Genomic DNA, 19,333 nt, shown 5'->3' on the forward strand with positions numbered 1-19,333 from the left:
GTTTTTAAACAACTTCTTGTAGTCATCTATGCTTGGCTCATCGTCACCAATAAAACCAGTCAAGCATTTGTCTTTATATGCTTTTCCCTTAAATTCAGGATTGAAGGCATTTGGATTTGCATCGTCGTCATCATTTATTCCATCCCTGTCCTTATCTTGGTAGAGATTCATCTTGAAAGTTTTCTTGATGTTGTTTCCATCTTTTGTTGCATGGATTGTTACATCAATCACCTTATTAGTTCCATCGAACTTATCATCTGCTATTTCAATAGTTCCTACTATCTTATTTCCTTCTAGCCTTAGGCCATCTGGTAGTCCCTCAGCAGATGTTATTGTAACACCATTGGCAGCCTTGATTGTAAGGTCATCAATCTTTCTGTGGTTAAGGTTCTTATCAGCAAATGTTAGGTCGATATCACCATCGCTAGCTTCAGTTTCTGGTTTTTGTGGATCTACTTCATGACCTGGCTTACTTGGAGTTGACTTATCTTCACTAATAACAAGGAAAACTGCAAATGATGCGTTGTTATTTTTCTCATAAGAATTATCTGTACAAAGAAGTCTTATGCTATCAAACTTAACTCCATCTTTGTCACTCTTGTAGGTGTAAGTCTTTCCACTTACTGTAGTAGTCTTAACTAAGATTTGCTTTCCTAGCTCATCTTTCTTTAGCATTATGCTTTGCTTATCAGCTATATTTTTCTTGTTTTCATATGATAAAGCTGGATTTGCTATCTCTTTCCAATTTTTGCCATCATCTAGGCTATATTCCATTTTCTTTATATAGTCCTTGCTATAAAGACCGAATTTAATAGCTAAATCTACACTTCTCTTTGAGTCCTTGTGGGTAATTGTTGCATTAAGAACTTTTTTATTCTTTACTTCATCTGTAAAGTTCATCTTATCAGAAATAGCTTTTCCATCTTCACCTTTGATTTCTAGGCCATACTTAGCAAAATCCTTGTAGGAAACTATTTCTTCCTTCTTATCCTTGTAAATAAGTTTTACTTTTAAATCACTCAAATCAAGTAAGTCAGCTTTATTTGAAAGCAACTCTACCTTTTTGGTGTAGAAGTTTTTCTCTATCAAGGCATCCTTGTTTTCTACAATTTCAATTTTGTCTATATTGCTATTTGTCTTTTTATCATTTTCTGCTTTAGCAAGGGCAGCATCTACAGATAGGGCTGTTCCTCCAGCTGATAATGTGGCACCTGATACTGCATCATACATTTCCTTAGCCTTGTATTTTGGTGATAGGTAGGCTTTGACTGCATATGAAGCGTAAGCTCTTAGAGGGAAGGATGGATTATCCTTATTATTCTTGATATAGTTTGCTCCATAATCCCCAACAAGCTCCCTAGCCTTAGCAACAGGATCTGTAGCATTTGCAATTTGCTCTACCATATCCATGTGCATTTTCATTATAGCTATGTTACGCTTACCATTTACAGGGTCTTTTAGGAATTTAATTATCTTGGCAGATGTTGTTCTGAATGAGTCTCCATCATCTGGGTAGCTATCTTCATCTCTTACAATGTCTATGATTTTGCCATCTTTTATTTTTACTTTTGTCTTAACTTTTCCTTTTCCAGTATTGTATCCAGAGCCTTCTCCGTCAAATGAACCCTCAGCAAGCTCTCCCTTTCTCATGTTCTCTTCTAGGGCCTTTTCTTCCTTGCTTTGTGGTTTTTCGCCTGGTTTTTCTTCGCTACCTGGACCTGGTTGTGGTTTTTCACCTGGTTTTTCTTCACTGCCTGGGCCTGGTTGTGGTTTTTCGCCCGGTTTTTCTTCACTGCCTGGGCTTGGTTGTGGTTTTTCGCCTGGTTTTTCTTCGCTTCCTGGGCTTGGTGCTGGTTTTTCGCCTGGTTTTTCTTCACTACCTGGGCCTGGTTCTGGTAGTGGTTGTGGTAGTGGTGGAAGAGATGGGTTTGGTTTAGGAATTTCTGGAATCTTACTTGATGAATCATCTATAGCCTTGTTGATTGCATCATTTACTGCATTCATTATTCCCACACTTGAGTAGGTTGCTCCTGATATTGAATCAACTGTTCCGCTTTGTTTGCCTATCATCTTGTTGATTACTCCAAGAGCACTGTTGAAGTAGGCCTGATCATCTTCATTCGTTGTTATATCGACGCTTGCTATTTTACCATCTTTTATTGTTACTGATACGCCGATATTTCCCTTAAAGCCTCTAGCAGATCCTGTGTATGTTCCATCTTTTAGCTTGCCTTCTTTTGGTGGAAGTGGGCTTGGTGTTGGCACTGGGCTTGGTGCTGGTGATGGACTTGGTGTAGGAAGTGGACTTGGTGCTGGTGTAGGAAGGCTTGGGATTTTACTTGATGAATTATCTATAGCCTTGTTGATTGCATCGTTTACTGCATTCATTATTCCCACACTTGAGTAGGTTGCTCCTGATATTGAATCAACTGTTCCGCTTTGTTTGCCTATCATCTTGTTGATTACTCCTAGAGCACTGTTGAAGTAGGCTTGGTCATCTTCATTCGTTGTTATATCGACGCTTGCTATTTTACCATCTTTTATTGTTACTGATACGCCGATATTTCCCTTAAAGCCTCTAGCAGATCCTGTGTATGTTCCATCTTTTAGCTTGCCTTCTTTTGGCCTTGTAGCTTGGGTTGATGGCTTATCTTTGGACTTGCTTCCAGGTTTTTTGTCATTTTCTGTTTTCTTATTTTTTGCTAGTGGCTTGTTTGCAGCTTTTGAATTTGCTTTTCTTTTATTATTTTTACCTTGAGATGGGCCTTCAACTGCCTTATTTAGAGCATCATTTACAGCATTTATTATGCCCACGCTTGAGTAGGTTGCTCCTGATACTGAATCAACATTAGCACTTGTTTGACCAATCATCCTGTTGATTACTGCAAGGGCACTGTTAAAGTAAGCATCATCATCATTGTAGCTAAGGATGTCTACGCCAGCAATTTTGCCATCTCTTACGCTTACAGATACGCTTATATTTCCCCTATATCCTGAGGCAGATCCTTGGTATGTTCCATCTTTTAGGCGACCACCTTCTGGTATATTAACTGATGATGAAGCCAGAGACCTTGCTGGTCCAGAAGAATGACCAATAGCTGATCCACTAGATCTAGATTTTCTGCTTCTAGCGCTAGATTTTTTCTTATTCTTATTCTTTTGGGATTTTCCTTTTTTTGAAGTTCCCTTCTTCTCAGCTTTTTGCAAAGCGTTTTGAACAGCTTCTTTTAAGGCATCTGATGATATGGTTGCTCCTGAGATAGAATCTACGTCAGTACTGTTGGCATCAATTATATCATCTAAGACTTTTACAGCTTCATTAAAGTATTCAGGTGTTTCATCTTGTGAAACAACTTCAATATCCGCTATTTTTCCATCTTTTATAGTAACTTTAACTGTTACATCACTGCTATAACCTCTTGCGCTTCCTTCATAGACGCCGTCAGTATAGGTACTATCATCATTAAGATCATCTTTTTTGTGTTTTTCTGTATTTTTGTCTTTGTCTTCCGTCTGCTCGGTCTTGTTTTTTGGACTATCAGCTTTTTTAGACTGAGAGCCTATGGAAATTGTTCCGAATACAATTCCAGCAGAAATAGCGAGTATAAGTGACGATACAGATATCCACTCTAATCTTTTATTCCCCATTAACTACTCCTAACTTATTTTATTAATTACAGTTATTATTTTTATAATTGTATAAGTTTGTTTGCAATCTTTTCGCTATAGCCAAGTCTTAGAACTAAGTTTCGAATAATAGCAAAGTCCAATCCTATCTAGTAGACAATAAGTTAGCATCAATATTTTCTTATTTTTCGATAAATAAGCTTTTTCATTTCTTTTTCTTATTTACTAGCCTAAGTTCGCCTTTAGCTATATTTAGAGGCTTTAGCCTTGATATCGTTTTTATACGTTCAGTTGAGTATGTAACATTCAAAAATCTAACCTATAGACTCTTAATAATAAATCCACTTTCATAGTGAACAATAAGGATTTTTGTGAAAATTAACAAGACTTCTATGAGATATGGCTTTTCCTATAGGATTCTAACAAGAAGATAAAATACCATAGTTAAGTAGCTTAACTTATCCTTCCTCTGGTCACAGATATTTCCTATGAGTCTAGCTAGAAATTAATCCTAGCTATAGCAATGTAATCCACTTTGCATTTTAAATGTTTGCCGGTTGATAGCTTATAGGGCTTGCAAGCTAGAGAAAATCATCTAGAAAGCAAGCCTATAAACTATATAAAGCCCAGCTTATAGACAAAATCTTTGAGAGCACTAATAGAAACAAAGAAAGAAATAACATATACCTTAGCCGTCAAATTGTGGGAGTTTTGTTTAGACTCAGGTTTTGTTTTCTAGAAAGGATTATCAAGGAGTTTTGTCTATACTCTCAACTTTATATGCAATATTTTATGCAATTATGCAACTATATAAATATAATACTGCAATCAATTCTTATTATAAAGAGAACAATTATCATTGTCAATACTTTTTTAAATTTTTTTAGGGATTTTTTATAATGATTTATTAGTTTCTTATTCTGGGGGTTTATCGCTATAAATGTTGATGTTTACAATTTTTTTGGAGTGCTTCTTTTCTTAGAAGCTTGTAAAAGTGTGATTTGCTTATAAAAAGTTTATTTTTCCTTGAGTCTTGACCACAAAAATTTTAATTTTTTTAATTTTCCCAAATTTTATAAAAGGTTAAAAATTTTATATTTGTGAATAAATATAAAATCATATACTATACCCTCTGGGTATAGTATAAATGATGTGATATTAAATTTCTGTTAAGATTTTATTTTTTTATCTAAAAAGCCCCAGGCAAAAGATAAAGCTTTGAAGGCGTTTTAGAGCGATTTCAAAGCTTTTAGTCTGTTTTTTATTATTTGATTTTCCAGAAAGCCATAATTTTTTTATAGGCGTTCATAAATTTCTTGGCATTTTAGCCGATTAAAGTTTTTTTCTAGTTTTTATTTTCCCAAGACCTCTTTTACAACTTCTCTGATATTTGCTAGTTGGATTATTTTTAGGTCATTAAATTCTTTTTCATCTACAGAATTTTTTGCCACATAGGCATTTTTGTAGCCAAGTCTTTCGATTTCTTTTAGTCTTTGCTTGATTTGGGGAACTTTTTTAAGCTCACCAGTTAAGCCCACTTCGGCTATAAATACGCTCTTATCAGATACTGGGACTTTCATTAGGGATGATGCAATGGAGATCATTATTGCCAAGTTTACTGAAGGCTCGCCTAGTTTTAGTCCTCCAGTTGTTTTTATTATGACATTTTGATCATAGAGATTAAGGCCTGCTCTTTCTTGAAGAATCGAGATTAGGGTGTTTAGGTCATCCCTTCTTAGGGAGTCGCCTATCCTTTGAGGATAGGGCATAAAAGATCTTGATACCAAGGATTCGATTTCTACTTCTAAGAGTCTTGAGCCTTCCTTGGTTACAGAGATTGCCGAACCTTCTATGGCGGTATTTCTTTCTGTTATGAAGTATTCGCTCGGATTTGTTATTTCATTAAGTCCGTCCTCATCCATAGAAAATAGACCTATCTCACCAGTTCTTCCGAATCTATTTTTTGTCGAAGTAAGAACCCTCAAGTCTTCTTCGCTTTCACCATCTAGGATTAGGACGGTGTCAACTAGGTGCTCCAAGGTCCTTAGCCCTGCCATCTCGCCTTTTTTTGTCATATGGCCTATCATTATAACCGCTCTTTTTCTTTGACTATCTTTGGCAAGTTCTACTGCCTTGTTGGCTACTTCTATGGTCTGAGTAGGGCTTCCTGCCTTACTGTCAAATTCAGCTAGGCTAAAGGTTTGAATAGAGTCTAGAAAAATTATATCGCAATCTATCTTCTTTATCTCTTTTATAGCAAGGTCCATAGACCCTGTCGAAAGAATCCAAATATTTTCTGGAAGTGAAGGCATAATCCTATCAGCCCTCGACTTGATTTGGCTTTCACTTTCTTCTCCAGAAATGTAGAGAACTTTTAGACCCTTATCGGCGTAAGATTTAGATAATTGTAGAAGGAGGGTTGACTTTCCTGCTCCTGGTCTTGCTGTAAGGATAGAAACAGAGTCCCTAACAAGACCTCCTCCAATAGCTCTGTCAAATTCACTATAGGTCGACTTGATTCTTTCCGATTCGTCAAGGGCTATGGTCTTTAGCTTTATGGCGTTTTTATTTTCCACTACTAGGCTTTGCTTAGGACAAGTTTTCTCGGAAATAGTTTCATGCATGGTTCCCCACTTGCCACATTCTGGGCATTGACCAGCCCACACAGGCTGGCTATGACCACAATTACTACATTCGTAAGCCTTTTTTAGCTTTGCCATCACTTACTCCTTTGTGAATTATTAGCAGAGAAAACTCTTATGGCCTCTCTAGGATCTTTTTTGTAGAGCTTTTCGTAAATATCTCTAGGGCTTTTTCCTTCTTCAAGAATTTCTCTTAGGGGGTCTAGGAAATCTCCCTCATCATCCAAGGCTTTTTTTGCCAAATCTATAAAGTCTAAGGCCCACTTATAGATTTCCTTATCCTTATACTTGGCATGAAGGCCATATCTTTCGCATCTACTCTTTAGATTAGTTACTTGTGGATAGTCCATATCCTCAAAAATCTCATAAAGTTTGTTTAGGTTATCCTCATCATAAAACAAGCCTTTGATTAGGGCAAGGCAGGCAAAGTTGTAAGGGTAAGGAAGCTCATCTGGCATCCTAATTTCTAGATATTTTTTAGCCCTAACATCAGGAAATACTATGGATAGGGCGTGAAAAATCATCTCATCACTAAAGTCTTCATCCATGATCTCAGAGAATTTGACCCTTCCCTTATAGCTTTCTTCTCCATCTTCCTTGATAAAGATTATGTCTGTATCAAGGATTTTTCTAGCATATTTTTCATAGGAAAGATCATGATCAAAGGCAAAAGGATAGACTCCCGTCCTTTGTCTATCACAATTATCCCAAATCATCTGGCGGAGATTTCTTTTATCATAAACTTCGCCCTCAAAAATATAGGCATTATCGAAAATCGAATACAAAAAGGGGCTTAGGGCACTCGCTAGGAAGTATTTTCTCTTAAAATCTTCTTCATTAGCGTAATCTATGGTTACTTGAAGGCTCGCTGTTCCCTTCATCATATTGTGGGCGTAGGCCCCTCCATTTATCCTAAAATATTCGTACATGAAATCATACCTTTTCTTTGGAATGATTTTTATAGCAGAGATTTTGCTTTTGGGATGATATCCAACACTTGCCAAAATTTGACCCTTATTTTCAAATATTGGGACAAGTTCTGCCATAGCCCTTGTATAGTCCCTATAAAGGTCATTAATGCTCTTTTTCGACCTTATGGCTAGCTCGAATTGACTGGCAGGTTCGATGGAAATATCAAAATTCTCCTTGCTAAGGCCAAGAATGTTTCCTTCTTCTTCTTTTATATCATAGCCAAGCCTTCCTATCTCTGCCATGGACTCACAAATCCCATCTTTACCATAATAGGAAATAGTCGTTAGGCTGTCTTTATCAACTACAAAGTGTTCCGACTCAAAGCCTATAGAAAAGTCTTTAGTCTCTTTTTCTCCACTCTTAATAAAATTTACAATTTTTTCTATCTTTTCTCTAAAATTCATATCAACCTTTCTCTTTAATCTTGCAATTACTATTACTATACGCTTTGTGGCATATTTATCTTCAAATAATATAGTTAAGACATGATCTACGCATATTACAAGACAAAATTAGGCTTTATAAAATTTAGCTATGAAGATTTGATTAAGAAAATAGAATTGGTCGATAAAGTTTCCACAAATGACGAAAAATCTGAAATCACAGATAGGGTTTTTTTTGAAATTGAAGAGTATCTGGAAAATAAAAGAAAGATTTTTACTTCCTATGAGCTCCTCGATACGAGTTTAAGTCCCTTCCAGAAGAAAGTTCTCTCTGAGCTTAGAAAAATTCCCTACGGAAAAACTTCTACCTACAAGAAATTAAGCGAAAAAATAGCAAGGCCCAGAGCCTACAGACCAGTAGCCAGGGCCTTAGCCACTAATCCTTTTTTTATAATCTATCCCTGCCATAGGGTCAAAAAATCAGATGGAAGTCTCGGAGGCTTCGCCTATGGAGAAAAAGTTAAAGAATATTTACTAAATCTTGAAAAAGGAGGAAAGTAAAAGCTCTCGATTGAGAGCTTTTGTTTTAGTTAATTCTTTCAGTTGTTTGGCCATCAAAGAAGTGTAGGGCTTCAGGATCTAGGGTGAAGTCGTGGTCTTCTCCAACAGCATAGTCAAGGTAACCTGGTTGACTTACTGTAAGTTCTGTGCCATCTTTTAGTTTTGTATAGAGAAGTTGTTCCTTACCCAAGGACTCTATTACTTCTATGTTAGCATTTACTGAGTTGTAGTCTCTTTCTTCTGCTATAAATCTTTCAGATCTTATGCCGAGGTGAACTTCTTTACCCTCGTAGGCTTTAATCTTGTCCCAATCTTTATCAGTTGGGCGAACCTTTATTTCTCCAGATTCATTTACAAAAAGACCATCTTTGATTTTTCCTTTGATAATATTCATGGTAGGAGAGCCGATAAAGCCTGCTACGAAAAGGTTGTTTGGTTTTTGGTAAAATTCATTTGGAGCACCGACTTGTTGGATAATACCCTTATCAAGAAGAACTATTTTTGTCGCCATTGTCATAGCCTCTGTTTGATCGTGGGTAACGTAGATACTTGTAGTATCTAGTTGATTGTGGATTCTTACAATTTCAACTCTCATGTGCTCACGAAGTTTGGCATCTAGGTTGGATAATGGCTCATCCATAAGGAATACTTCTGGGTTTCTCGCAATCGCACGACCTAGGGCAACCCTTTGTCTTTGTCCACCTGAAATATCTGATGGTCTAGAGTAGAGGTAATCTTCTAGTTGAAGAATCTTTGCTACGTCTTGAATCCTTTGATCTATAACTTCTTTTCTTTCCTTTTTCATATTTAGTGAAAAGGCCATGTTATCATAAACTGTCATGTGTGGATAAAGGGCGTATGATTGAAATACCATAGCTATGTCCCTATCCTTTGGTTCAACTGTGTTCATGATTTTGTCATTGAAACGTAGGGTTCCTTCTGTAATTGAGTTAAGTCCAGCTATCATCCTAAGTAGGGTTGACTTACCACATCCAGATGGACCTAGTATTACACAAAAATCATTGTCATCTATTTCTAGATTTATATTTCTGATCGTAAATTTATCACGACCCTCATATTTTTTTCCTAAGTTATCTAATATTACTTTCATTTTTAACTCCTATCCCTTAACTGCACCTGATGATAGTCCGCTTACTAGTTCATCTTGTAATACTAAAAATAGTAGCATTACAGGAATAGCTGACAAGAATCCTCCTGCCGCAAAGGCTGGTTGGTTCATATTTCTAACATCTGATATCAATGTGAAAAGTCCTGTAGCAAGTGTGTAATCACTTGGATTTGTTAGTAAGATTTTTGGCATCATGTAATCTAAGAATGGTCCTATAAAACATTGAAGGGCAATTATTGCAAGCATAGGACGAACAAGTGGCATGATTATTAATCTATAAACTTGTATATTTGAACATCCATCTATTTTTGCAGCCTCATCAAGCTCTGGTGATATAGTATCTAGATAGCCCTTTAGGATAAAGGTGTTAGAAGCTATTGCTCCACCAGAATAAATTAAAACTAACATAGCTGCTCTAGAAAATACTGGGATTATTCCAGAAACTATAGAGTGGATAGCGTAGTAAGCTGTAATTCCTGCGAAGGCTGGAATTATTTGTACTAGCATTATAGTTATAAGACTAGCCTTTTTACCCTTAAATCTAAATCTTGAATAAGCATAGCCTGTAAAAGATACAAAGATTAGGGTTAGTAGGGTAGTGGCTGTCGCAATTTTTAAGGTATTAAGTACCCATCTTAAAAATTCAGTTTTCTCAAACAAGTATTTGAAATTATCAAGTGAGAAGACAAAATCTCCACTCATTGATATATATTGACCTTGATTGCCATTAAATGATGATACAACCATTATAACAAGTGGAACTAAGATAAAGGCTGCCCATATCAATAAGATGATGTAGCTAAGGCCTAGTAGGGTCTTTCCGCCAGCAGATAAGGGTTGAAGATCTGATAAATATAAATCGCTATTTTTCTTTTTCTTAAACATATTAATACTCCTTAAAAGCTGAAGAATTCTTATATCCAAAATAAGAAATTATGATTAGTATTATGGATATGAATACTGTAATCGCAGCACCTATAGCCTGGTATTGATTCTCCATAGTTAACTTATATATATAGGATATCAAGATATCTGAGCTTCCTGCAAGGTTTCCATAGACTTCTGGGTTGAATGGACCACCTTGGTTATATAAGTAGATAATTGAGAAGTTGTTAAAGTTAAAGGTGTATTGGTTAATTAGCATTGGAGCTATTTGGAAAAGAACTAGTGGGATTGTAATCTTGAAGGTTCTTTGAGCTCCAGTTGCACCGTCAATACTTGCTGCCTCATAAAGGTCTTTTGGTATAGCTTGAAGCACACCAGTAGTTAGGAGGAAGATATAAGAATGTCCCAACCAACCTTGTAATAATATCAAAGTCGCCCTAGTCTGATAGGTGTTGTTCTTTATATCTAGACTTAGGTGGAATAAGGAATTGATTGCCTCAGCTATAACTCCACCACGGCTGGTCATTATTGAGAAGAACATGATGGTAATAAAGGCTGGTATAGCCCAAGGCAAAAGATATACAGTCCTAAAGAACTTCTTTCCCCTAATTCTTTCGTTATTTACCAAAAGAGCAAAAATAAAACCTAATACTATAGCAAGAGTTGATGCTAGTATAGTCCAAATTATAGTCCAAGCAAAGATGTGCCAGAAGGCTTGACCTGCTATTCCTTGGCCCTTGGCTATGGTTATATAGTTATTTAGGCCTATCCAAGTAAACTTATTTTGGTGTTGAGGATCCATATTAGTAAAAGATATCATTATAGCTGTAAGTATAGGAACTATAACTATAAATATTATTACTATTAGGGCAGGAGCTGTAATTAAGAATGGGAATCCATCTGTTCTTAGCATCTTCTTTGTTTCAAAGAAATTGTTAGGTCTGATACCTGCCATCTCCTTTTTCTCGACACTCCTTACGTCCTTAAAGGATAGGACATAGATTAGAAAAGAAAAAGTTATAAATACTATAGCAAGTATTCCTTCAATCATAAACAGTATTGATCTATCTAGTCTTTTTCCGCCAGCAGCAAGAGAAATAAGTCCTGCTATACCCTCGCCTTGGTAATTACCAAAACCTAGGGCATAAGGTATGGCTATTAGGTAGATAAATAAAGTGCCAAGCAAAAATAACAAGCCTTTTTGCCATTGACCATTTAAAAATTGACCTAGACCTGGAATTGGCAAAGAAATAATAGACCTGTAGGCAGAAGTTTTTTCTACCTCTACTGGAGTCCTTCTCCTAGCCTCAGCCTTGTCAGCTTCAAGGATTTTCATTTCCTTTTTGTAGTCTTTTTCTATCTTGTATTTTATAGAAGCTATTTCTTCCTTTAAGGAAACCTCAGGATTTCTATAATTTAGTCTCTTGTTTTGATCTTTGAACTTTTGTTTTAATTGTTCCTTTTCACTTTGGAAGGCTTTTTTGGAAATTCTTCCACCCTCAAAAGACTCTTTGAGATTGTTATTATCTGCTTCAAATTTATCCTTGAGTACATCCCTATCAGCTTCAATTAACTTCTTGTTTTTTTCAATTTCATCAGTAGTCAATTTCTCAAGCCTATTATTCGCTCTTTCCAATTGACTCTTTAATTGCAAATCATTTTCTATAATCTTTGGGATTTGCTCATAATCTAGTTTGCACAACTTATAATCAAGCTCACTATCATAAGATAAGTCCTTGTTTTGTTCATAAAAAGCTAACATATCATTAGCTATTGACCTGGTATAATATAAGTCTCTCAAATATTTCTGATCAATCTTATAATTTGGGTCATTTTTGGCTTTCTCGCTAGCCTTATTCAAAAGGTCTTTTTTCTTTTCTTCATAGGCTTTTAGTTTTTGATTATAAGGATGGTTTTGGGGGTCAATCTTTGGACCACCACTTTCTTCCGCCTTTATAGAATCTAAAATGTATTGATTTTTCCTTTCTCGGCGTTCACCAATATCATCTATAAGGTATTTATCATATGTCATTTTACACCCTTTCTTCCCTTGCAATAATAAATAATAAAATGAAGTTTAAAATTATAGCTACATAGTAAAATATAGATCCGATTTTAAATTGTAGGATGAGGTTGATAATTTCAATTACAGTCATTCCCGAAAAGAAGACCTTGTAGAAAAAATTAACACCGAATTTTTTTACTGTAAAAAATGTATAAAGGGAAATTACAAGAGGACTTAAAACCCTGATGAATAAGTTAAACATAACCGAGTTAATATATTCATCAAAGCTAAGACCTGGATTTTTTAAGAGAAAGCTTCTATAGACATCCACATCTTTTGCCATCATCAAGGCTTCCATAGACAAGGCCAAGATAAGAATTGCAGAAGTTATTAGAACTCTAATAAGAAATTTTTCTCTCTTTTTTTCTAATTCCTTGCTAATCATAATAGATAAAGGGGATGTTTCATATGAAATTCTTTTCATAAAGTTTAACATCTAAGGCCAGAAGCCAGTCGAGCTTAAAGCCTAAATAGTTAAGCTAAACTTTATGAAAATATGAAAATCATAATTCTAACAGCCCCTTATTTCCTATTGACTATTTGTTAAAGTTTGCCATCATTGATTTAAATGATGCTTGTAATTGTTTATAAGCTTCTTCTTCATTGGCAGGTTTAACTGAGTTCCAAGAAAGAATTGCATTCTTATAAGTATCCCAAACATTGCCCCATTCCTTGAATAATGGTCTAGCTGGAGCTTTCTCATAAGATTTGATTGTAGCTTCTATAATCTTCTTGTCTGAGTCAGGTAGATCAGATTTTTGGTAGTCATCATTCTTTACATTTTCAAGAATTTTACCTGTAGATTTGTATAAATCTGTTGCGAATTTAGGATTTACAATCTCTTTAATCATAGCTTCTGCTATAGCTTTTTTGTTAGCATCTTCTTCGATTCTAGCATTGATTGCAAGTCCCCAACCACTTTGCCAGTGATTTAGTGGTTTACCTGCTAGGGTGATTTGATCAATTGGGCAAATCTCTAGGTTATCTTTTCCAGCTTGCTCAGAAATTGATGCTGCATCCCAAGCTCCGCCAAGTCTTGCAACTCCGCCTTTGCCTTCTTTGAATGTATCATCTATATATCCCCAACCAGCATCTGGGTCAAATAACTTAGTTCCAGCTGCATCATGTTTTTTCCAGTATTCATAAAGAGCTTTAACAGTTGCTTGTTTTTCTGGTTCAAGATCTTTCCAATCCTTAGTAAAGTCAGAGAAGAGTTTTCCTTCTTCATCTTTTCCTAAAAGTTCTATATTTGATGAGTTTGTTGCAGCAACTCCGTACCAAGCGTCAAATATTGGTAGAAGAACTGTTGATTCATCTTTAACATCATTAAGCTCTATAGGTTTTGTTAAATCAACACCCTTAGCTTCTGCATTTTTCTTATTTACATAAGTAATTAATGTTTCGATATTGTATGGGAAAGCAAAATATTCACCATCTATTTTGAAGTTTCCACCTATTCCCTTATCGAAATCATCCCAACCACCAATCTCGTCAGCTAGTTTTTTGGAGTCGATTGATCCTAAAATGTCATTTTCTACAAGACCAGCAAGTCTATCTGCAGGAATTGCAAATAAATCAGCAACATCTTCGTTGCTTGCATCTGTTTGATCGATTACATCTAAGTGGTCAAAAGATTTAACTGTCTTAAATTCGATTTCTGCTTTTGGATATTTTTCCTTAACTCTCTCAGCAGCCTTCTTATAATAATCCATCCATTCTTCTTCTGCTTGAACAGTAATCTTGCCAGAAACATCTCCTGGATCCGCTGCTTTTTTCTCAGCCTTATCGCCACCCTTGCCACCGCATGAAGCAAGAATAACTGATAGAGATAAAGCCATCAACATCTTTAGTTTGTTTTTCATTTAATCCTCCTTCGCTTCCATAATAATGAAAACGTTATTTAGTTCTGTATTATATATTATACATTAAATTGAAATTAAATGGAAGCATTTTCTATTTGCGAAATTTTATCTTTGTTAATTTTTATACATATTTATACCCTCGCAAGGCTTGTAATATACTAATCCACCATATTGACTTTTTTTATCTACTATGCTAGTGCATTCACTTAAATCTAGGTATAAATATTAATTTTTTTATGGATAAGCTCGTATTTACTTCATTTTAACATCTTTCTAATTATTAATTTGATATTGTGAAAATATTTCCAGCTTCTATGTCTAAGTCTGTTCCCAAAGCTAAATATAATAAAAAAATATGAATATATACATTTTTAAAAAGATAAAAAGGAAAATGTGTTCCAGTTTTTTTCTTTATTATTTTCTGTGTGAATTTTCACACAAACCTAGAAATTCTATGCCCTATATTTTTTAATAAAAGATTCCTTTGAAGAGGCATATAAGATTAAGAGTGTATTATTTTTAAGGGGCATTTTTCATTAAAAAAGACTAGGGGCTAGAAAGCTTAGCTTCTTATTGGCTATTTATAGCTTTAACCCTTAGTCTTTGTCTTAACTATTAACTTTTTCTACTTCTTTCTTCTCTTCTCTTTTTTTCTTATCCCTGCTTAAATTTCTAAAGACTAGGCCTTCTCCCCTAACTGATATTCTTATGCTTTCATCTCTGTTAAGTTTGCCATCTAGGATATCTTCTGCTAGCCTATCGTCTATCATTTTTGTGATGTGACGTTCTAGTGGTCTTGCCCCATATTCTGGGTCAAAGCCTTCTTTGGCTAGAAGTTTTACTAGCTTTTGATCATAGTTTATATCTAGGTCGATTTCATTTAGTCTTTCTTTTGTTTTTTCAAGCATTAGGCCTGTGATTTCTTCGATTTCTTTTTCTCCTAAAGGCTTAAACATTATTACTTGATCGAGCCTATTTAGAAATTCTGGAGCAAAGGAGTCCTTGATGGCCTTTTGTATTATATCCTTTGTTCTTTCTTCGTTTATCTTTTTTTCATCTTCTAGTTCAAAACCTATGGTCTTGGTCGTGCTAAGACTTCTTACTCCGACATTGCTGGTCATTATTATGATTGTGTTCTTAAAATCAACAGTTCTTCCTTGACCATCTGTAAGCCTTCCGTCATCTAGGATTTGTAAAAGTAGGTTGAATACGTCTGGATGAGCCTTTTCTATCTCATCAAAGAGGACAACCGAGTAAGGATTTGTCCTTACAGCTTCAGTTAGCTGACCGCCTTCTTCATAGCCTACATAGCCTGGAGGAGAACCTACTAATCTTGAAACTGCAAATTTCTCCATATATTCACTCATGTCAATTCTTATTAGCTTATCGACTGAGCCAAAGAGGTCTTGGGCTAGGGTTTTTGCAAGATAGGTCTTTCCTACACCAGTTGGTCCTACGAATATGAAGGAGCCAATTGGTTTTTTAGGGTCTTTAAGACCTACACGGGCCCTTTTTATTGACCTTGCTACTGAATCTATGGCATCTTTTTGACCTATTACTGCCATTTTTAGCTCTTTGTCAAGCCTTGAATATTTTTCTTTCTCATCTTCTGTGAGTTTTTCAACTGGGACTTTGGACCATTTTGCTACAACACTTGCTATATCATCATAGGCTATAAAGAGTTTATCCTTATTTTCCTTTTCTTTTTCTTTTTCGATTTCTAGGTCAAACTTAGCTTGGTTTATCTTATCTCTAAGCTCTGCTGCTGTTTCGAAGTCTTGATCTCTTACAGCTTTTTCTTTTTTTATAAGCAAATCTTCTAGGAAATCTTTGTTAGAACTTGCTTCTCCCTCTTCTTGGTAGGCTCTTATTCTAAGCTTAGCACAGGATTCATCTATTAAATCTATAGCCTTATCAGGTAGAAACCTATCTGTTATATACCTATCCGATAATTCTACTGCAGCTTTTATGGCATCTTCTCTTATTTCTACCCCATGGTGGGCTTCATACTTATCCTTTAGGCCTTCTATGATTTTTCTTGAATCGTCAAGGCTAGGCTCATCGACTTGAATTGGTTGCATACGACGGCTAAGGGCAGAATCTTTTTCGACATGCTTCCTATATTCATCTATGGTTGTAGCCCCCATAATTTGTATCTCTCCCCTGGCAAGAATTGGCTTTAGGATGTTTGCCGCATCCATTGATCCTTCGGATGCTCCAGCCCCAAGAACCATGTGAAATTCATCTATAAATAAGATTACATCGTCTCTTTTTTCTAATTCTTCAAATAGTTTCTTTAATCTATCTTCGAAATCTCCCCTGTACTTACTTCCAGCTATCATGCTGGCAAGGTCAAGGCTTAGTATTATCTTATCTTTTATAATTTTTGGTACGTCTTCATCGACAATTCTTTGGGCAAGACCTTCTGCTATAGCGGTTTTTCCTACACCAGGTGCTCCTATAAGAATAAGATTGTTCTTTCTTCTTCTCATAAGAATTTGTATGAGTCTTTCTATCTCGTCATCCCTACCTATAACAGGGTCGATTTTGCCAGCCTTAGCAAGGTCATTTAGGTTGTTTGTAAATTTACTTACATTTTCAGAAAATTCAGATGATGAGGCATTTGCCTTATAGACTTCCCTCAACATGTTTTCCAGATTGTTGGCTATGATATTCTTATCAATACCTGATAAGAGAAACATAAGGTTGGTAAAGGAATCGTCATCATTAATTATCGAAAGAAGAATATCTTCCTCGCTTGCCATAGAACTTTTCCTTTTCATGGCAATCTGCCTTGCTCTTTCAAAAATATCCCTTACATTTTTGGAAAACTCTGTGGCAGGTCTTTGGCAAGTTCCCCTGCCTATGTTGTTTATTACAATTGATCTAAAAAGATCATAATTCGCCCCACTTTTTTCTAGGGCCTTGTTGGCTATGGAGCCTGTTTTCATCAAGGCAAGTAGGAGGTGTTCGCTTCCTATATAATCATGATTTAGGGAATACGACTCTCTTCTTGCCTGGGAGGTAAGTCTATTTAGTCTATTATTTTCCATTATCGCTCCTCAATATATTCCTTTAGAAATAGGTTTCTTCTATCATCCCTATTTCCCTCATACTTATTCTTTGTTAGGTTAAATATAAGATAGTCTAGTTCATCATTTGTAAAATCAGTATCGAAGGCTAAAAGTCTGTATTTTTTAAGACCATAGAGGTCTTTTGCTAAAAGCTCCAAGCTCTTATCAAGACCAAGCTTTAGATTACTTAACATAACTTCTATATAATCTTCAATCTCAGCTTCTTTTATACCATTTAAAACTAGATAATCTCTTCTAAATCTTCTCTCATTTCTCACTAAAATATCTAGGGCCTTCTCAAACTTGGCTAAAATCTTGTCTATATCCTTCCAATAATTGCCGATGTTCTTTAGAAGATACAAGTCATCAGCATATCTCTTGTAATTTTTAGGAACAAACTTTTGCAAGTAGATAGCTTCGTGGATGAGGCTTTGCTTTAAGCCAAAATACGCCTTCTCGTCATCAACCATAGCAAAAAAGAAACATTTTACGAAAATCTCAAGGCCATTTCCCGTATTTCTCCCATCCTGGGTCAAATAACCATACTCAGGAGAAAAGGCAAAATCTAAACTTTCATCAAGGCCTTCTTCAAGCAAGGAAGCCTTCTTGTAGGCCGATTTCAAGTCGAGATTAAAATCCCTAACATTTATTGACAAGTGGTCTCTATCATTTATAACTATAATATAATCATCTTCAAAGACAAGACCAATCTTTAGGGCCTTGGTGGTACAATCTTCACTAAGAACGAAAGAATTTATGAGTTCATTAAGGGTATTCTCATCTAATTCTTCTAGAAGGATTAGCCTATCTCCAAAAATCCCCCTGAATATATCTATAATCTCCCCACTCGCCTCATAGGACATGGAAGCTGGAAAATCATAGCCTCTGATATTTCTCCTAAGGGAGAGATTAGAAGATAGGATTATATCTTTTGTATATTCTATCAATTTTTCACCTGCATATTCAATTCGTCTATCTGCTCTTTTATCTCAGCTGCCTTCTCATAATCTTCAATCTCTACTAAAACTTGGAGTTGTTCTTGAAGATTTTTAATTTTTACAGCTATATCCTTAAAGTCCCTCTCTCTTCTAGGAAACTTTCCTTCATATAAGCTGTAATTGTTAAAGGTTTTAAGGATCTTATCTGTAAGCCTATCATCAAACTTATAACAGTCTGGACAAGCAAAGATACCCTTTCTAATAGAAGATGTTAGGTTGCCACAAGTAGGGCAAGAATCATCAGCAAGATTATTTAACAATCCATAGGAATAATTATTCTCCTTGAACCTATAATCATAATATGAATCTATAACTTCATCGAGGCTTGGCAAAAATTGATCAATTAAGTTCTCGATTTTTTTCTTATCAAGCTTTTGAATACCAGTTTTGATTTCGCCCTTATCATCAACAGCAAGGTCTGTAAATTTCATCACACATTCGTTACATAAGTGGAAGTCTTTCTCCTCGCCATTAATTATAGTCTTTACTGTAACAGTCGCTTCATTATCACATCTATCGCATTTCATATCAATTACTCCTCGCCAATAAGCTAAGTAAGATATTTTTTATAATATCTGACCTTATGGCATTTCTCTGTTTAATATCACAAATCCCCGCTAGGGCCTTGTCGCTAATGGCATATCTTGCCATGATACAATCATTGTCTGTAAAATACTTCCTTCTTAACAAATCTCTAAAAAGACTTTCCGCATCGTTTTGGCTCATATGCTTCTTAAGATTTTTGATTAGATAAGAAACGTAAGAATCCTCATCGACTACAGTTATTATCTTAATAAAGCCATTACCTCCACGCTTGCTTTCTATTAGATATCCATTGTATGGAGTAAATCTAGTCGAAAGGACGTAGTTAATCTGACTTGGGGCACAATCGAAACGAAGAGCCAAGTCGTTCCTTCCAATCTCAAGCATGCCATCAACAGAATCCTCTAGCATAGCTTTAAGGAACATCTCTATTTCTGAAGTTAGACCTGCCATAATTCACCACTCTTTCTATATAAATACTAGTCAATTGCATTGACTATCTCTGACCTTCTTATTTAAAAACAAAGAATCATAATGATTCCTAGTAAAATTGTACTATTTACAAAGGTCTTTTCAAGTTAAGCTCCTATTA

The 19,333-nt window shown here is 35.5% G+C and carries 13 protein-coding genes; 1 reads left to right on the forward strand and 12 read right to left on the reverse strand.

Annotated elements, in window-relative coordinates; translation table 11 throughout:
- From HMPREF0077_RS08050 to HMPREF0077_RS08060, 3 genes are all read right to left on the reverse strand, one after another.
- Positions 1-3,648, reverse strand: a 3,648-nt coding sequence (locus HMPREF0077_RS08050; protein WP_004837515.1) for an FMN-binding protein, incomplete at its 3' end; no start/stop codon positions are given.
- A 1,331-nt stretch (positions 3,649-4,979) separates the two neighbouring features.
- A complete protein-coding gene (radA, locus tag HMPREF0077_RS08055; RefSeq protein WP_004837516.1) occupies positions 4,980-6,347 on the reverse strand; it encodes a DNA repair protein RadA in 1,368 nt (455 codons plus the stop codon).
- Positions 6,347-7,645 carry a glutamate--cysteine ligase gene (locus tag HMPREF0077_RS08060; protein WP_004837517.1) on the reverse strand — a complete coding sequence of 433 codons (1,299 nt, stop codon included), beginning with the start codon at positions 7,643-7,645 and terminating at the stop codon, positions 6,347-6,349. Before HMPREF0077_RS08060 ends, radA begins: the two co-directional genes overlap by 1 nt.
- 81 nt (positions 7,646-7,726) lie before the next feature.
- Here HMPREF0077_RS08060 and HMPREF0077_RS08065 point away from each other — a divergent pair, with 81 nt between their 5' ends.
- Positions 7,727-8,185 carry a methylated-DNA--[protein]-cysteine S-methyltransferase gene (locus HMPREF0077_RS08065; protein ID WP_004837518.1) on the forward strand — a complete coding sequence of 153 codons (459 nt, stop codon included), beginning with the start codon at positions 7,727-7,729 and terminating at the stop codon, positions 8,183-8,185.
- A 25-nt stretch (positions 8,186-8,210) separates the two neighbouring features.
- Here the strand turns inward: HMPREF0077_RS08065 and HMPREF0077_RS08070 are convergent, their stop codons facing one another.
- From HMPREF0077_RS08070 to HMPREF0077_RS08110, 9 genes are all read right to left on the reverse strand, one after another.
- A complete protein-coding gene (locus HMPREF0077_RS08070) occupies positions 8,211-9,296 on the reverse strand; it encodes an ABC transporter ATP-binding protein (protein WP_004837519.1) in 1,086 nt (361 codons plus the stop codon).
- Between the two features lie 9 nt (positions 9,297-9,305).
- Positions 9,306-10,199: a sugar ABC transporter permease gene (locus tag HMPREF0077_RS08075; protein ID WP_040349639.1), complete on the reverse strand. Its 894-nt coding sequence runs from the start codon at positions 10,197-10,199 to the stop codon at positions 9,306-9,308.
- Position 10,200: 1 nt separating this feature from the next.
- Positions 10,201-12,231: an ABC transporter permease subunit gene (locus HMPREF0077_RS08080; RefSeq protein WP_004837521.1), complete on the reverse strand. Its 2,031-nt coding sequence runs from the start codon at positions 12,229-12,231 to the stop codon at positions 10,201-10,203.
- A gap of 1 nt (position 12,232) precedes the next feature.
- Entirely contained in the window at positions 12,233-12,688 is a 456-nt protein-coding gene (locus HMPREF0077_RS08085; protein WP_231723850.1) for a hypothetical protein, read from the reverse strand.
- A 112-nt stretch (positions 12,689-12,800) separates the two neighbouring features.
- Positions 12,801-14,126: a sugar ABC transporter substrate-binding protein gene (locus tag HMPREF0077_RS08090; RefSeq protein WP_004837523.1), complete on the reverse strand. Its 1,326-nt coding sequence runs from the start codon at positions 14,124-14,126 to the stop codon at positions 12,801-12,803.
- A 608-nt stretch (positions 14,127-14,734) separates the two neighbouring features.
- Complete coding sequence (locus HMPREF0077_RS08095) at positions 14,735-17,179, reverse strand: ATP-dependent Clp protease ATP-binding subunit (protein WP_004837524.1); 2,445 nt, start codon at positions 17,177-17,179, stop codon at positions 14,735-14,737.
- Positions 17,179-18,147, reverse strand: coding sequence for an ATP--guanido phosphotransferase (locus HMPREF0077_RS08100; RefSeq protein ID WP_004837525.1), 969 nt, complete (start codon positions 18,145-18,147; stop codon positions 17,179-17,181). The genes HMPREF0077_RS08095 and HMPREF0077_RS08100 overlap by 1 nt, the downstream gene beginning before the upstream one ends.
- A complete protein-coding gene (locus tag HMPREF0077_RS08105; RefSeq protein WP_004837526.1) occupies positions 18,144-18,725 on the reverse strand; it encodes a UvrB/UvrC motif-containing protein in 582 nt (193 codons plus the stop codon). Before HMPREF0077_RS08105 ends, HMPREF0077_RS08100 begins: the two co-directional genes overlap by 4 nt.
- Position 18,726: 1 nt before the next feature.
- On the reverse strand, positions 18,727-19,194 hold the full coding sequence (locus HMPREF0077_RS08110) for a CtsR family transcriptional regulator (protein ID WP_004837527.1): 468 nt from the start codon (positions 19,192-19,194) through the stop codon (positions 18,727-18,729).
- Positions 19,195-19,333 lie beyond the last annotated feature (139 nt).

Source organism: Anaerococcus tetradius ATCC 35098 (assembly GCF_000159095.1).
In the GTDB taxonomy this organism is placed as follows: Bacteria; Bacillota; Clostridia; order Tissierellales; family Peptoniphilaceae; genus Anaerococcus; species Anaerococcus tetradius.

What these genes read in the sequence shown, in the direction of transcription:
- radA (WP_004837516.1), bottom strand. Translation starts at nt 6,347, where the DNA reads ATGGCAAAGCTAAAAAAGGCTTACGAATGTAGTAATTGTGGTCATAGC.
- HMPREF0077_RS08060 (WP_004837517.1), bottom strand. Translation starts at nt 7,645, where the DNA reads ATGAATTTTAGAGAAAAGATAGAAAAAATTGTAAATTTTATTAAGAGT.
- HMPREF0077_RS08065 (WP_004837518.1), top strand. Translation starts at nt 7,727, where the DNA reads ATGATCTACGCATATTACAAGACAAAATTAGGCTTTATAAAATTTAGC.
- HMPREF0077_RS08070 (WP_004837519.1), bottom strand. Translation starts at nt 9,296, where the DNA reads ATGAAAGTAATATTAGATAACTTAGGAAAAAAATATGAGGGTCGTGAT.
- HMPREF0077_RS08075 (WP_040349639.1), bottom strand. Translation starts at nt 10,199, where the DNA reads ATGTTTAAGAAAAAGAAAAATAGCGATTTATATTTATCAGATCTTCAA.
- HMPREF0077_RS08080 (WP_004837521.1), bottom strand. Translation starts at nt 12,231, where the DNA reads ATGACATATGATAAATACCTTATAGATGATATTGGTGAACGCCGAGAA.
- HMPREF0077_RS08085 (WP_231723850.1), bottom strand. Translation starts at nt 12,688, where the DNA reads ATGAAAAGAATTTCATATGAAACATCCCCTTTATCTATTATGATTAGC.
- HMPREF0077_RS08090 (WP_004837523.1), bottom strand. Translation starts at nt 14,126, where the DNA reads ATGAAAAACAAACTAAAGATGTTGATGGCTTTATCTCTATCAGTTATT.
- HMPREF0077_RS08095 (WP_004837524.1), bottom strand. Translation starts at nt 17,179, where the DNA reads ATGGAAAATAATAGACTAAATAGACTTACCTCCCAGGCAAGAAGAGAG.
- HMPREF0077_RS08105 (WP_004837526.1), bottom strand. Translation starts at nt 18,725, where the DNA reads ATGAAATGCGATAGATGTGATAATGAAGCGACTGTTACAGTAAAGACT.
- HMPREF0077_RS08110 (WP_004837527.1), bottom strand. Translation starts at nt 19,194, where the DNA reads ATGGCAGGTCTAACTTCAGAAATAGAGATGTTCCTTAAAGCTATGCTA.